Here is a 13,579-nt window from a genome sequence, read left to right as displayed (position 1 = left end):
CTAGATGACTCGTGCGGCGGCATCGCCGCGGCTGCAGCGGCGGTGCCGCGGCGATGCGAGGGCCGTGCTCGCCGGGGCCGGTGGGGCGGCACCCGGCGAGCACGGGGTGAGCGAGGCTCAGTACGGACGCGAGTCCAGGACCTCGGCGGCCTGCTCGGGCGTGAAGGACTGGTCCTCGACGATGTAGGACTTCTCGACCGACTCGCCCGCCACGACCTTCTTCACGAGTTCGGCGGCCTGCTCGCCGAGCAGCGGGTTGCACTCCACGATGAAGTTGAACTCGCCGTTGGCGAGAGCCGTCATGCCGTCCTTGACCGCGTCGATCGTGACGATCTGGATGTCCTTGCCGGGCACGAGGCCGGCCGCCTTGATGGCGTCGAGGGCGCCCAGGCCCATGTCGTCGTTGTGCGCGAAGAGGACGTTGATCTCCTTGCCGTACTTCTGGAGGTAGCCCTCCATGACCTTCTTGCCGCCGTCGCGGGTGAAGTCACCGGTCTGCGAGTCGAGCACGTTGATGTCGGTGCCCTCGATCGCCTCGTTGAAGCCGGTCGCCCGGTCGAGCGCCGCCGACGAGCCCGTGGTGCCCTCGAGGACGACGAGGTTCGCGCCCTTGCCGTCGAAGTTGGTCTTGACCCACTCGCCGGCGGTCTTGCCCTCCTGCTCGAAGTCGAGGCCGACCCACGAGGCGTAGAGGTCATCGCTCGCCGACACCGTGCGGTCTTCGAGGATCACCGGGATGCCGGCGTCCTTGGCCTCCTTGAGCACGTCGTCCCAGCCGTCGACCGTGATCGGAGCGATGACGATCGCGTCGACGCCCTGGTTGATGAAATTGCGGACGGCCGCGATCTGTGCCTCCTGCTTGTTGTCGGCCGCGTTGAACTTCAGGTCGAAGCCGTTCTCGGCCGAGAAGGCCTCCTTCATCGACTCCGTGTTCGCCGCGCGCCAGCCGGACTCGGATCCGGTCTGCGCGAAGCCGACGGTGATGACGTCGTCTCCCCCGCCGCCGTTGCCGCCCGCACCGGCTCCGCCGGCGCAACCGGTCGCCGTCAGGACGATGGCCCCCAGGACGGCCACGGCCGCCAGGAACTTCTTCTTCATTCCCAAAACCTCCTCGTTCGGGTCCGGCTCTCCGCCGGGGAGTGGACGCCGCCGTGGCGTCCTCTGGCTCGAATGTTAGCCTTCACATTTGGCATCACAGCAAGATGTGAGCGGTAACAGTTACATAACGGCCCTGCGAAGGCTGGTGCGTTTCACAGGCGAGTGATTGCCGCGGATCACGGATGTGAGCAATCACATCGTGACCATGTCATCGGTCACTGCGACGGCGCACCGGTGCAGCGGATGCGGCGGGCCGCTGCATCCGCGTGTCGAGACGCTGCGCGGGTCGACGCGGCCGCCGCGGCGGACGCCGTCCCGCTTCGTGGCGGTCGTCCGGGCCCAAATAGACTGGGAAGCATGTCCAAGGTGCTGCAGTCCCTCCCCGTCGGCGAGCGCGTCGGCATCGCGTTCTCGGGAGGACTCGACACCTCCGTCGCCGTCGCGTGGATGCGCGACAAGGGCGCAGTGCCGTGCACCTACACGGGCGACCTCGGCCAGTACGACGAGGACGACATCGCGTCGATCCCCGGCCGTGCGACGCAGTACGGCGCCGAGGTGTCGCGCCTGGTCGACTGCAAGACCGCCCTCGTCGAAGAGGGCTTCGTCGCCCTCGCGTGCGGGGCGTTCCACATCCGCTCGGGCGGTCGCACCTACTTCAACACGACTCCCCTCGGTCGCGCGGTGACCGGCACGCTCCTCGTTCGGGCGATGAAGGAGGACGGCGTCGACATCTGGGGCGACGGCTCGACCTACAAGGGCAACGACATCGAGCGCTTCTACCGCTACGGCCTGCTCGCGAACCCCGCGCTGCGCATCTACAAGCCCTGGCTGGACGCCGATTTCGTCACCGAACTCGGCGGCCGCAAGGAAATGAGCGAGTGGCTCGTCGCACACGGCTTCCCCTACCGCGACAGCGTCGAGAAGGCGTACTCGACCGACGCGAACATCTGGGGTGCGACGCACGAGGCCAAGACGCTCGAGCACCTGGACGTGTCGCTGGAGACCGTCGATCCGATCATGGGCGTGCGCTTCTGGGACCCCGCGGTCGAGATCGCGCCCGAAGACGTCACGATCACGTTCGAGGGCGGCCGGCCGGTCGCGATCGACGGCACCGAGTACGCCGATCCCGTGGAGCTCGTGCGCGCGGCCAACGCGATCGGCGGCCGCCACGGCCTCGGCATGAGCGACCAGATCGAGAACCGCATCATCGAGGCGAAGTCGCGCGGCATCTACGAGGCGCCGGGCATGGCGCTGCTCTTCATCGCGTACGAGCGCCTGGTCAACAGCATCCTGAACGAGGACACGCTCGCGACCTATCACGAGCAGGGCCGGCGCCTCGGCCGGCTCATGTACGAGGGCCGCTGGCTCGAGCCGCAGTCGCTCATGCTGCGCGAGTCGATCCAGAAGTGGGTCGGCTCGACGATCAGCGGCTCGGTGACCCTGCGCCTGCGGCGCGGCGAGGACTACACGATCCTCGACACCACGGCGCCGCACATGTCGTACTCCCCCGAAAAGCTCTCGATGGAGCGCGTCGGCGACGCCGCGTTCGGCCCCGTCGACCGCATCGGCCAGCTCACGATGCGCAACCTCGACATCGCCGACTCGCGCACGCGCCTCGAGCAGTACGCGGGCCTCGGCCTCATCGGCGGCCCGACCGGCGATCTCGTCGGACGCGTCACGGCGGGCGAGGCCGAGGAGATCACGGAGTCGGCGACGCCCCGCACCGCCGACGACGAGGCCCTCGCCGACGCGACGGATGCCGCGGGCGAAGCCGCCGCCTTCGACGCCGGCACCGACTGACGCCCCACCCCGCGCCATCGCGGTCGAGTGTCCGCCACACGCCGTTTCCCGCGTGTCGGCGTGTCGTGGACACTCGACGGGCGAGGGTGGGGGCTGCGATCGGAAGTTGCACATAAGTGTGCAACTTCCGATAGAGTGGCGGGGTGACCTCGACCACCTCCTCGCGACGGAGTGACGCGCGCGCCAACCGCGCGGGCATCCTGAGCGCGGCCGCCGACGCGATCGCGTCCGACCCCCGCGCGTCGCTCGACGCGATCGCACGCCGCGCCGGCCTCACCCGCCGCGCCGTGTACGGGCACTTCGTCGACCGGGACGAGCTCGTGCGCGAAGTGCTCGCGACCGGCGCCGCCCGCTTCAACGCGATCGCGGAGGAGGTGGACGACGCCGACAGCCGCGTCGCGCTCGCGCGCCTCGCCTCCCGGCTGTGGGCCGAGGCCGCCCATGTGCAGGCCGCGGCCGCCATCGCGCTCGATGACGCGCACGTCGCCGAGACCTCCGCGGCCCTCGCGCCGCTGCGCCGCCGCATCGACGCCATCGTGCGCCGCGGGCAGGAGAGCGGGGAGTTGCGCACCGACCTCCCCGCGCCCACCCTCGCGCGGCTCATCGAGGAGACCGGCCGCATGGTGGTCGCGCGCGTGGATGCGGCGTCCGCCACCGCGCGCTCCGTCGCGGTGCGGGCGGTCCTGAGCATCGCGGGACTCTCGTGGACCGAGGCCGCCGCCCTGCTGGCGCAGCATCCGGATCTGGAGGCGTGATGGAGATCGCCCTGCACGAAGTCGCAAAGGGGCGCGACGGCCGCGCGCTGCCGCCGACGACCCTCGCGTACCGCACCGGCGCGGCGACCCTCGCCGTCGCCGAGACCGAACAGCGCCCGACGGTGCTCGGCCTCCTCGCGTCCGGACGCATGCGCCCCGACGCCGGCACGGTCACGATCGACGGGCGGGCGGATGCGGCGGCGCTGCGCCGCACGGTCGCCCTCGTCGACGCGCTGGACGTGTCGGAGCCCGAGCCGAACGTCGCCGTCGCCGGCGTGGTCGCGGAGGAGCTCATGTTCGCCGGCTCCGCGCCGAACCCGTTCGCCGCCCGCCGCTGGCTCGACGACCTCGGGCTCGGCGACATCGCCGGTGTGCCGATCGGCGAGGTCGCGCCCGCCGCGCGGCTGCGCATCCTGCTCGAGCTCGCGGCGCTCCGCCCAGGCGTGCGCGCCCTCGTGCTCGCGTCCCCCGACCGGCACGGCGGTGAACCGGCCGTGTGGTGGCGCCTCGCGGAGGAGTTCGCCGACCGCGGGTTCGCCGTCCTCGTGATCGCGGGCGTCGCCTCGCGCACCGCCCTCGGCCTCGCCGCCGACGGGCCCGAGGAGACGCCCGAGCCCGCGCCCGCGCCGGCGGCCGAGGCGCCCTCGCCGCCCGAGGAGACGCCCGAGCCCGAGCCCGAGCCCGTCCCCGAGCCCGAGCCCGACGCATCCGCGGATCACCCAGACACCATCGCGCCGCCGACTCACCACCCCGCCGAGGCCGCCGACATGGTGAGCCGACGCGACGATGGTGACTCGGCGGACGACACCCCCGACCCCGAGCAGGAGCGCGCATGAGAGTGCCGCAGATGATCGCCGCCGAGCTGCGGCGGCTGACCTCCACCCGCATGTCGCTCATCGCGCTCATCGCGCTGCTGGCCGTGCCCATCCTGTACGGCGGGCTCTACCTGTGGGCCAACCAGGACCCGTACGGCAACCTGTCGCGCGTGCCGGTCGCCCTCGTGGTCGAGGATCAGGGCGCGACCGTCAACGGCGAGCAGCGCAACTTCGGCGACGAGGTCGCCGGCGAGCTCCTCGGCGGCGACGCGTTCCAGTGGCACCGGGTCGACGCGGCCGCGGCCGAGCAGGGGCTGTCGGACGGGACGTACGACTTCACCGTGGAGATCCCCGCCGACTTCTCCGCCGCGATCGCCTCGATCTCCTCCGACGCGCCGCGCCAAGCGGGTCTGCAGCTGCGCACGAACGACGCCAACAACTACCTCGCCTCCACGATCGGCTCACAGGCCGTTGCGCGCATCCAGCAGACCGTCGCGCAGAAGGTCGCCGACGAGGCGGGTCTGACGCTGCTGAACGCGCTCAACACGATCCGCGTGCAGCTCTCCGACGCCGCCGACGGCGCGCAGCAGCTCGTCGACGGGCTCGGCACCGCTGAGGAAGGCAGCGGGCGCCTCGCCGAGGGGGCCCAGGCGCTCGCCAGCGGCACCGCGCAGCTGCGCGACGGCGCGTCGCAGCTCGCCGACGGCGCCGCGAGGCTCTCCGACGGCGCCGCGCAGGTGTCCAGCGGTACCGCGCAGCTCGACCGGATCGCCCGCCGCGTCGCGAGCGCGTCGCAGGATGCGGCGAACCAGCTGCCGGTCGCGCGCACCGACATCGCGCGGCTGCTGCAGGATGCGGGCCTCAACCCGGCGCAGATCGACGCCGTGCTCGCGCGGCTCGATCCGATCGGCGACCGCCTCGCCACCGCGAACGGCCGCGTGCAGGACGCCGCCGGGCAGATCGACCGGCTCGACGCCGGCGCGGCGCAGGTGGCCTCCGGCAGCGCCGCCCTCGCGTCGGGGAGTGCGACGCTCGCGTCGGGCGCCGCATCCGCCGCCGACGGCGCGGCACAGCTCTCGAGCGGCGCGACGCAGCTCGACGACGGGCTCGGGCAGCTCTCGAGCGGCGCGACGCAGCTGCAGCAGGGCCTCGCCTCGGGGGTGCAGCAGATCCCCGACACCGACGAGGCGACGCGCACGGCCCAGGCGCAGACGCTCTCCGACCCGATCGATGTCGTGTCCGGCGCGCTCGCCCAGGCGCAGAACTACGGCGCCGGCCTCGCCCCCTTCTTCGCCGCCCTCGCGGGCTGGATCGGGATCTACGCGCTGTTCCTCATCGTGAAGCCGGTGTCGCGTCGTGCGGTGACGGCCCTCCACGACCCGCTTCGCGTAACGCTCGCCGGATGGCTCACCCCCGCGATGCTCGGCGGCGTGCAGATGCTGGGCCTGTTCGCGGTGCTCGCGCTGGCGCTCGGCTTCTCGTTCGCGAACCCTCTCGCGACCCTCGGCATCCTGCTGCTGGCGACCGCGACGTACGCGGCGATCGTGCTGGCGCTGAACGTGTGGCTCGGGTCGGTCGGGCAGTTCCTCGGGCTCGTGCTCATGGTGCTGCAGCTCGTCACGGCCGGCGGCACGTTCCCATGGCAGACGCTGCCGACTCCGCTCGCGGCGCTGCACCACGTGCTGCCGATGGGATACGTCGTCGATGCGATGCGGCAGGTCATGTACGGCGGCGACCTCTCCCGCGTCGGCATCGACCTCGCGGTGCTGGGCGTGTGGCTCGTGGGCGCGGGCCTCGTCGCAGCCCTCGGCGTCGGCCGCATGACGCGCCACCGCACGCTCCGCGACCTCCAGCCGAGCGTCATCGGCTGATCCGCCCGCGCACGAATTCAGGCTGAAACGCCGCGCGCGCCGGCCCACCGCCCCCGCACGAATTCAGGCTGAGAAGCCGCGACCCGGCCCGTCCGTGCGATCGGACGGGCCGGATCGGGTGCGCAGCCTGAATTCGTGCTGCCGGTTCCGGTCAGAGCGCGGCGCGGAGGGCCTCGGCCAGCGGGGTGGTCGGGCGGCCGATGACCTGCGACAGCGTGTGGTCGTCGGAGTCCAGCGCGCCCGCCGCGATGCCCTCGTCGAGGGCGACGACGAAGCCCGCGGTGCCTTCGTCGAGCCCGAAGCCGAGGAGGTTCGCGCGCAGCTGCTCGGGGGTCACCGCGTCGTACACGACCTCACGACCGTGGATCTCGGATGCGGCGGCCGCGAGGTCGGCGTACGAGAACGGCACGTCGCCGGCCAGCTCGAGGGTGCGGCCGAGGTAGGCGTCGTCGGTGATCGCGACGGCGGCGGCCGCGGCGAAGTCGACCCGCGCGGCGCCGGCCACCTTCGCGTCGCCGACGGCCGCGGTGATGCGGCCGGTCTCGGCCGCGGTCGCCACGTCGCGCGCGTAGTTCTCGATGTACCAGTTGTTGCGCAGCAGCACCGCTCGACCACGTCATGAGCCGGTGGGGCGTTCTCGTGCTGTCGGAGTTGAGCGAGGGGACGCGCCGGTGGGGGCAGCTGCGCCGTGACGTCGCGGGCATCAGCGAGAAGATGCTCGCCACGACGCTGCGCACCCTCACGACCGACGGCCTCGTGTCGCGCACGTCACTTCCCACGGTGCCGCCGCACGTCGAGTACCGGCTCACCGATCGCGGCCGCGACCTCATGACGCACATGCTGCCGCTGCTCGAGTGGATCAGCGTGCACGCGACGGAGATCGTCGGGGACGACGCCGTTCAGCCGCCGGAGGCGGGCGGCGTCTCGCGCTCGTCGCGCAGCTCGTCGGCGTAGAGGCTCGAACGCTCGACCGTATCGTTGCGGTAGGCCTGCCGCCCTACCATGTGCGCCGACAGCGGCGCCGTCGCCAGCTGGATCACCACGATGGGCACGAGGAACGCGACGACCGGCCACGACCGCAGCGAGAGCGCGATCGCGAGGCAGATGACGATCAGCCCGAGCACCTGCGGCTTGGTGGCCGCGTGCAGGCGTGTGGGCACGTCACGGAACCGCAGCACGCCGATCGCCGCGGTCAGGCACAGGAGCGCCCCGACGAGGATCAGCACGAGCGCGGCGCCGTCGATCCAGGCGTCGAGCGGGGTGGTCGGCGCATCCGACCCCAGGGCGGCGAGCACGCTCATCGGTCGGCGTTGTCCTTCCGTGCGACGAAGCGGGCGATCGACACCGAGCCGAATACGCCGACCGCGGCGATGATGAGCATGACCGGCAGCGTCCGCGTGTGCTGGTTGATGGCCATCTCCGCGCCCAGCACGCACATCACCTCCGTCAGGAGCACATCGGATGCGACGGCGCGGTCGAGGATCGACGGCCCGACGACGATACGCCACAGCGTGAGGATCGCGGCGACCGCGAACACCGCGTAGATGACGATGAGGAGCACGTTCATCGGCTCGCTCCTTCCGCGGGCCGCACGCCGACCTGCACGAGCTGCGCGGGCGATCCGACCGCCTGCACGATCCGTCGCTCCCACGCCAGGACGCTGCGTCGCTGCCGCTCCAGATCGGTGTTCGAGCGCACCCCGATCACATGCAGGTACAGGATGCGGCGGTCGCGGTCGGCTTCGAGGATGAGCGACCCCGGGATGAGCGAGGCCGTGACGGCGGTGTGGCTCATGATGAGGTCGTCGTCGGTGCGCAGCGGCACCGCGATGATGGCGGCACCGGGCTGACGCCGGAGGTCGAGCACCTGGGCGGCGACGATGAGCGAGCCGCGCACGACGTCGGCGAGGAATGCCACGACGAACACGACGCCGTAGAGCAGGTTGAGACGACCGGACAGCTGCACCGGCGGCAGCCGGAACACGCGCGTGACGAAGACGGCGGCCACGATGCCGGTCAGCAGCGACAGCACGGTCAGCTGCTGCCACAGCAGCATCCACAGGGCCACGAGCCACACGAAGAACGGCAGCTGGCGCCACAGCGCACGCAGGACGTCACGGCGTGACCTCATCGCTGACCCCCGCTCTCGAGGCCGTTCTCCACCTGCACGACGGTGATCGGCTCGAGGAGGGTCTGGCCGATGCGCGTGCACACGTCGTAGAGCGGGCCTGCGAAGACGGTCAGCGCGACGGTCACCGCGACCATGCCGGCCGTCGCCGCCGTCATGACGCGCGGGATCGAGCGGCGCTCGGTCATGAGGGCCGCCGCGGGTGCGGAGCCGAGGTAGGAGATCCGCGCCTCGGTCTCGGCGGAGTCCTCCTCCTCGCGCCAGAACGCGAGGTTCCACGCGCGCATGAGCGCGTAGAGGGTCAGCAGCGATGTCACGATGCCGCCGACGATCAGCACGATCATGAGTGGCGTGCCGACCTGGGCAGCCGCCTCGAACAGCCCGTACTTCCCGATGAACCCCGAGAAGGGCGGGAGCCCGCCGAGGTTCACGGCCGGGATGAAGTACAGCACCGCGAGCACGGGCGCCGCGCGCATGAGACCGCGCACGCGCAGGATCGACGTGCTGCCGGCCCGGCGCTCGACGAGTCCCACCGCGAGGAACAGCGTCGTCTGCACGACGATGTGGTGCACGGTGTAGTAGATCGTGGCCCCGATCGCCACCGGGGTCGCGATCGCGAGGCCGAACACCATGTACCCGATGTGGCTCACGAGCGTGAACGACAGGATGCGCTTGAGCTCGGCCTGCGCGAGCGCGCCGAGCACCCCGACGATCATCGTGGCGAGGGCGACCACCAGCAGGAGCACGTTCACGTCGTTGTCGCGGAAGATCTGCGTCTCGGTGCGGATGAGCGCGTAGACGCCGACCTTGGTCAGCAGTCCCGCGAAGACCGCCGTGACCGGTGCGGGCGCCGTCGGGTAGGAGTCGGGAAGCCAGAACGACAGCGGGAAGACGGCCGCCTTGATGCCGAAGGCGAGCAGCAGCATGAGGTGGAGCACGAGCTGCGTCTCCTGCGGCAGCTCACTCATGCGCTCCGACAGCTGCGCCATGTTCACAGTCCCGAGGGCACCGTAGATCGTCGCGATCGAGGCCAGGAACAGGATCGACGACACGAGCGACACGACGATGTAGACGACGCCCGTGCGGATGCGCGACTCCGTGCTTCCCAGGGTGATCAGCACGTACGACGCGACGAGGAGGATCTCGAACCCGACGTAGAGGTTGAACAGGTCGCCCGCGATGAAGGCCGTGAAGATCCCGGCGGACAGGATCAGGTAGGACGGATGGAAGATCGACACGGGCGTCTCGTCGTCGCCGTCGGCGGCGCCCTGGCCGACGGAGAAGAGCAGGACCGCGAGGAGGACGAGGCTCGAGACGACCACGAGCAGCGCGGAGAGCCGGTCGACGTAGAGCACGATGCCGAACGGGATCGGCCATCCGCCCACCGACACCGCCAGCGGCGTATCGGAGGCGTCGACGATCACGAGCAGCACCGCGGCGATCACGAGCGTCGCGGTCAGCGTCGCGAGCGACACCGCCACCTGCGTCTTGCGGTGACGCCCGGCGATGAGCGCGATGCCGGCGCCCGCGAGCGGCAGCGTGACGAGGAGGGGCACGAGGGCGCTCATCGGTCCTCTCCCCCGTCGTCGGCGACATCGCGCCAGACCGGTCGGTCGACCGGCGCCTCGTCGCGGATGCCGGCGAGGTCGGTGCTGCGGAGGATCCGGATCGGCGACGTGTCGGTGCCGAGGAAGTCGGTGGTCGCGTCGTCGTCGGTGTCGTCGACCTCGACGTCCATGTCCATCTCGTCCTCGTCGGAGGGGCGCTCGCGCAGGGCGACGTCTTCGGCGTCGTCGACCACGGTGTCGGCCTGACCGAGCTGCCACGACCGGTAGATGAGGGCGAGGAGGAACGCCGACACGGCGAACGTGATGACGATGGCCGTCAGGGTGAGGGCCATCGGCAGCGGATCGGACACCCGCCCCTCGTCGCCGTAGAAGGGAGCGATGCCGGGCGGCCCGAGCACGATCAGCAGGAGCAGGTTCGCCGCATTGCCCAGGAGCAGGAAGCCGATGAGCACACGCGTGAGACTGCGCTCGAGCATCGCGTACACGCCGCACGCGAAGAGCACGGCCATGATCACGATGAGCACGAGCGACACGTTCATCAGGGCAGCACCCCCTGGGCGCGCATCTCCTGCGTCTGGCGGTCGACCTCGGCGCCGAGGCTGCGCAGCACGTCGAGCACGAGACCGATGACCACCAGGTACACCCCGATGTCGAACACCGTCGAGGTGACGAACTCGACGTGGCCGAGCACGGGCAGCTCGGCCTCGAAGAACGCGCTCGTCAGCGGCGGCTGACCGAAGAACAGCGGCACGATCGCGCACGCGATGGCCACGAGCATCCCGGCGCCGAGCAGGCGGCCCGCGTCGGTGGGCGCGGCGGCGCCGAGCTCGTAGCGGCCGCCCGCGACGTAGCGCATGACGAGCGCCATGCCGGCGACGAGGCCCCCCGCGAACCCGCCGCCGGGAAGGTTGTGGCCCGCGAACAGCAGGTACAGCGACACGATGACGATCGAGTGGAAGAGCACTCGCACGATCACCTCGAGGATCAGCGAGCGGTTCTCCGGGCGGACCTTCTGACCGCCGAGCAGCCACGTCTGCGGGCGACCCCGCAGGTCGGGCGTGCGCGGCCGCGGGCCGTCCTCGGTCTCGACGAGCGGCGCGCGCCCACGGGCCGACAGCCGCGGCAGCGGCTGCGTGAACTCGCTCAGCGTGTCGGCGCGGTGCGTCACGAACACGAGCGAGGCGACTCCCGTGGCGGCGAGGATGAGCACCGAGAGCTCCCCCATCGTGTCCCAGCCGCGCAGGTCGACGAGGGCGACGTTGACGACGTTGCGCCCCTGGCCGATCTCGTACGCCAGGACCGGCCACGCCTCGGAGATCGGCCGCTCGACCCGCGCGCCGGTGGCCACGATCGCCACGAGCCCCATCATGAGGCCGGAGGCGACGGCCAGGACGGCGCGCGCCTTGGGCCACACCGACGCGTTGTGCTCCCCCATCCGCGCGGGGATGCGGCGGAGCACGAGCGCGAAGGCGATGAGCGTGACCGTTTCGATGAGGATCTGGGTCAGCGCGAGGTCGGGCGCACCGCTCGTCGCGAACAGCACGACCATGCCGAGACCGGTGACCGACACGAGCACGACGCCGCTGTAGCGCTTGCGCGCGTTCACGGCGAGGATCCCCGCGGCGATCATGACGGGGGCGACGGCGAGCTGCGTCGGCGACTGCCACGCGTCCAGCTGCGCGCGCCACGACGGCGCCGCCAGCACCGCGGTGCCCTCGGCGGCGACGAAGACGAGGAAGATCGTGCCGACGTACACCGGCAGCGAGCCGCGCTGCGTGAGCGAGGTCGTGAACACCGACAGCCGCGCGATGGCGCGGAGCGTGCCGTTGTACACGTCGACGGCCGTGAACGGCAGGATCCGTGCGGCCGCGAACCGGCGTGAGCGCGCCGTCAGCAGGAAGACGGCGACGCCCAGGACGAGCGTGCCGAGCGAGATCCACAGCGCCGGTTCGAACCCGTGCCACAGCGCGAGATACGGCGCCTTCTCGGGCTCCGGCATCCCGGGGCTCGCCGGGGCGGCGGTGCGGGCGTAGGGCTGCAGCGCAGCGTCGATCCACGGCGTCGCGACGCCCGCGACGACGGTGAGCGCCGAGAGGACGACGGGCGCGCCGAGGAAGCCGAACGGCGGGTCGGGCCACTCCGTCGGCTCGCGGCGCGCGCCGTCGGTGTCGCGCTTGGTCGCAAACGCGCCCCACAGGAAGCGCAGGCCGTAGGCGGCGGTGAGCACCGAGCCGACGGAGACGCCCACGACCGCCACGATCGCCCACGCCTGCCCGTGCGCGGCCTCCTCGAGGAGACCCGCGAGCGCCCCCTCCTTCGCGACGAAGCCGATCGTGGGGATGACGCCCGCCATGCAGGCCACCGCGATCGTCGACGACACCGCGAGCACCGGGGCCTGCCGCCACACGCCGCTCAGCTCGGAGATGTCGCGTGTCGACAGTTGGCGGTCGATGATGCCGACGACGAGGAACAGCGACGACTTGAACAGCGCGTGGGCGAGGAGGAGAGCAAGTCCCGCGAGCGCGGCCTCCTGCGTCCCGTAGCCCAGGACGACCGTGAGGAAGCCGAGCTGGCTGACCGTGCCGAAGGCGAGGACGCGCTTGAGGTCGCTCTCGCGAAGCGCCTTCACACCGCCGAGGAGCATCGTGAACACGCCGAGCGAGATGACGATCGGTCGCCACGGCGCCGCGAAGGCGAAGACCGGCGCGAACCGCGCGATGAGGTAGATCCCCGCCTTCACCATCGCCGCCGCGTGCAGGTACGCGGACACGGGCGTCGGAGCGGCCATGGCGCCGGGCAGCCAGAAGTGGAAGGGGAAGATCGCCGACTTGCTCAACGCCCCCACGAGGATCAGTACGAGCGCCGCGTCGACGACGGCGCCGGTGGGCGCGGCATCCAGGATCGCCGAGAGGCTCGTCGTGCCGGTCTCGACGACGAGGAGCACCACGCCGACCAGCATGACGAGGCCGCCGATCGTCGTCACCAGCAGCGCCTGCAGGGCCGCGCGACGGCTGGCACCGCGGGCGTGGTAATAGCCGATGAGCAGATACGACAGGATGCTCGTGATCTCCCACAGCATCACGAGCACGACGATGTCGTCGGTCAGCACGAGCCCGTACATCGCGCCGGCAAAGGCGAGCAGGACGGCAGAGAACTGCCCGACCCCCTGCGTCTTGCCGCGGAAGTACCAGCGGCAGTAGAGCATCACGAGTGCGCCGACACCCGTGACGATGAGCGCGAGGAGCCACGACAGCGTGTCCATCCTCATCGACAGCGCGATGTGGAGCGACGGGATCCAGGCGTATGTCTCGAACGGAATGTCGCCCGCCTGCACGCGCGGCGAGAGCAGCACGGTGTGCACGAACGCGACCATCGGCAGCGCGGCCGCGACGTAGAACGCGCGGGCGCCGACCCGCGACACGAGCCACGGGAGCGCGAGCGGAAGGGCTGCGAACGCGCCGAGGAGCAGCAGCATGGCGGCCTCCTCGGGGTTCACAGGCACGGGGTCCGGGCTCTCAGGTCGTCGGGGCCATTCTACGGGCCGC

13 protein-coding genes are annotated in these 13,579 nt (G+C 71.4%); 5 read left to right on the top strand and 8 right to left on the bottom strand.

Going from position 1 to position 13,579, the window contains the following annotated elements:
- Positions 1-117: 117 nt before the first annotated feature.
- The gene (locus tag EI169_RS00235; protein WP_125129903.1) at positions 118-1,098 is read right to left on the bottom strand and encodes an ABC transporter substrate-binding protein; all 981 of its coding nucleotides are present in this window, start codon (positions 1,096-1,098) and stop codon (positions 118-120) included.
- A 357-nt stretch (positions 1,099-1,455) separates the two neighbouring features.
- On the opposite strand from EI169_RS00235, the gene argG reads away from it, so the two are divergent.
- From argG to EI169_RS00215, 4 genes are all read left to right on the top strand, one after another.
- Positions 1,456-2,898 carry an argininosuccinate synthase gene (argG, locus tag EI169_RS00230; RefSeq protein WP_125129901.1) on the top strand — a complete coding sequence of 481 codons (1,443 nt, stop codon included), beginning with the start codon at positions 1,456-1,458 and terminating at the stop codon, positions 2,896-2,898.
- A 143-nt stretch (positions 2,899-3,041) separates the two neighbouring features.
- Positions 3,042-3,653 carry a TetR family transcriptional regulator gene (locus tag EI169_RS00225; RefSeq protein ID WP_125129899.1) on the top strand — a complete coding sequence of 204 codons (612 nt, stop codon included), beginning with the start codon at positions 3,042-3,044 and terminating at the stop codon, positions 3,651-3,653.
- On the top strand, positions 3,653-4,489 hold the full coding sequence (locus EI169_RS00220) for a hypothetical protein (RefSeq protein ID WP_240640510.1): 837 nt from the start codon (positions 3,653-3,655) through the stop codon (positions 4,487-4,489). Before EI169_RS00225 ends, EI169_RS00220 begins: the two co-directional genes overlap by 1 nt.
- Positions 4,486-6,339: a YhgE/Pip domain-containing protein gene (locus EI169_RS00215; protein ID WP_125129897.1), complete on the top strand. Its 1,854-nt coding sequence runs from the start codon at positions 4,486-4,488 to the stop codon at positions 6,337-6,339. The genes EI169_RS00220 and EI169_RS00215 overlap by 4 nt, the downstream gene beginning before the upstream one ends.
- A gap of 151 nt (positions 6,340-6,490) precedes the next feature.
- Here the strand turns inward: EI169_RS00215 and EI169_RS00210 are convergent, their stop codons facing one another.
- A complete protein-coding gene (locus tag EI169_RS00210) occupies positions 6,491-6,943 on the bottom strand; it encodes a hypothetical protein (protein ID WP_125129895.1) in 453 nt (150 codons plus the stop codon).
- Between the two features lie 14 nt (positions 6,944-6,957).
- Here EI169_RS00210 and EI169_RS00205 point away from each other — a divergent pair, with 14 nt between their 5' ends.
- Positions 6,958-7,293 (top strand): winged helix-turn-helix transcriptional regulator, encoded by a 336-nt coding sequence (locus tag EI169_RS00205; protein ID WP_125129893.1) that lies wholly within the window; start codon positions 6,958-6,960, stop codon positions 7,291-7,293.
- Here EI169_RS00205 and mnhG read toward each other — a convergent pair.
- The 6 genes from mnhG to EI169_RS00175 are packed head-to-tail and all read right to left on the bottom strand — an operon-like array spanning position 7,239 to position 13,509.
- The gene (mnhG, locus tag EI169_RS00200; protein WP_125129891.1) at positions 7,239-7,640 is read right to left on the bottom strand and encodes a monovalent cation/H(+) antiporter subunit G; all 402 of its coding nucleotides are present in this window, start codon (positions 7,638-7,640) and stop codon (positions 7,239-7,241) included. The two genes, EI169_RS00205 and mnhG, sit on opposite strands and share 55 nt — an antisense overlap.
- A complete protein-coding gene (locus tag EI169_RS00195; protein WP_125129888.1) occupies positions 7,637-7,906 on the bottom strand; it encodes a monovalent cation/H+ antiporter complex subunit F in 270 nt (89 codons plus the stop codon). The genes mnhG and EI169_RS00195 overlap by 4 nt, the downstream gene beginning before the upstream one ends.
- Entirely contained in the window at positions 7,903-8,469 is a 567-nt protein-coding gene (locus EI169_RS00190) for a Na+/H+ antiporter subunit E (protein ID WP_125129886.1), read from the bottom strand. The genes EI169_RS00195 and EI169_RS00190 overlap by 4 nt, the downstream gene beginning before the upstream one ends.
- Positions 8,466-10,034: a Na+/H+ antiporter subunit D gene (locus EI169_RS00185; protein WP_125129884.1), complete on the bottom strand. Its 1,569-nt coding sequence runs from the start codon at positions 10,032-10,034 to the stop codon at positions 8,466-8,468. The genes EI169_RS00190 and EI169_RS00185 overlap by 4 nt, the downstream gene beginning before the upstream one ends.
- Positions 10,031-10,573 (bottom strand): Na(+)/H(+) antiporter subunit C, encoded by a 543-nt coding sequence (locus EI169_RS00180; RefSeq protein WP_125129882.1) that lies wholly within the window; start codon positions 10,571-10,573, stop codon positions 10,031-10,033. The genes EI169_RS00185 and EI169_RS00180 overlap by 4 nt, the downstream gene beginning before the upstream one ends.
- Positions 10,573-13,509: a Na+/H+ antiporter subunit A gene (locus EI169_RS00175; RefSeq protein ID WP_125129880.1), complete on the bottom strand. Its 2,937-nt coding sequence runs from the start codon at positions 13,507-13,509 to the stop codon at positions 10,573-10,575. Before EI169_RS00175 ends, EI169_RS00180 begins: the two co-directional genes overlap by 1 nt.
- Positions 13,510-13,579 lie beyond the last annotated feature (70 nt).

The sequence above is a fragment of the Microbacterium sp. 10M-3C3 genome, assembly GCF_003931875.1.
Lineage (GTDB): Bacteria > Actinomycetota > Actinomycetes > Actinomycetales > Microbacteriaceae > Microbacterium.
Note: the sequence above shows the minus strand (reverse complement) of the source record. Positions and strands in the feature narration are given on the sequence as shown.

Bases quoted from the DNA above. Each gene is read 5' to 3' on its own strand.
- EI169_RS00235 (WP_125129903.1), bottom strand. From the start codon at position 1,098: ATGAAGAAGAAGTTCCTGGCGGCCGTGGCCGTCCTGGGGGCCATCGTC.
- argG (WP_125129901.1), top strand. From the start codon at position 1,456: ATGTCCAAGGTGCTGCAGTCCCTCCCCGTCGGCGAGCGCGTCGGCATC.
- EI169_RS00220 (WP_240640510.1), top strand. From the start codon at position 3,653: ATGGAGATCGCCCTGCACGAAGTCGCAAAGGGGCGCGACGGCCGCGCG.
- EI169_RS00215 (WP_125129897.1), top strand. From the start codon at position 4,486: ATGAGAGTGCCGCAGATGATCGCCGCCGAGCTGCGGCGGCTGACCTCC.
- EI169_RS00205 (WP_125129893.1), top strand. From the start codon at position 6,958: ATGAGCCGGTGGGGCGTTCTCGTGCTGTCGGAGTTGAGCGAGGGGACG.
- mnhG (WP_125129891.1), bottom strand. From the start codon at position 7,640: ATGAGCGTGCTCGCCGCCCTGGGGTCGGATGCGCCGACCACCCCGCTC.
- EI169_RS00195 (WP_125129888.1), bottom strand. From the start codon at position 7,906: ATGAACGTGCTCCTCATCGTCATCTACGCGGTGTTCGCGGTCGCCGCG.
- EI169_RS00190 (WP_125129886.1), bottom strand. From the start codon at position 8,469: ATGAGGTCACGCCGTGACGTCCTGCGTGCGCTGTGGCGCCAGCTGCCG.
- EI169_RS00185 (WP_125129884.1), bottom strand. From the start codon at position 10,034: ATGAGCGCCCTCGTGCCCCTCCTCGTCACGCTGCCGCTCGCGGGCGCC.
- EI169_RS00180 (WP_125129882.1), bottom strand. From the start codon at position 10,573: ATGAACGTGTCGCTCGTGCTCATCGTGATCATGGCCGTGCTCTTCGCG.
- EI169_RS00175 (WP_125129880.1), bottom strand. From the start codon at position 13,509: ATGCTGCTGCTCCTCGGCGCGTTCGCAGCCCTTCCGCTCGCGCTCCCG.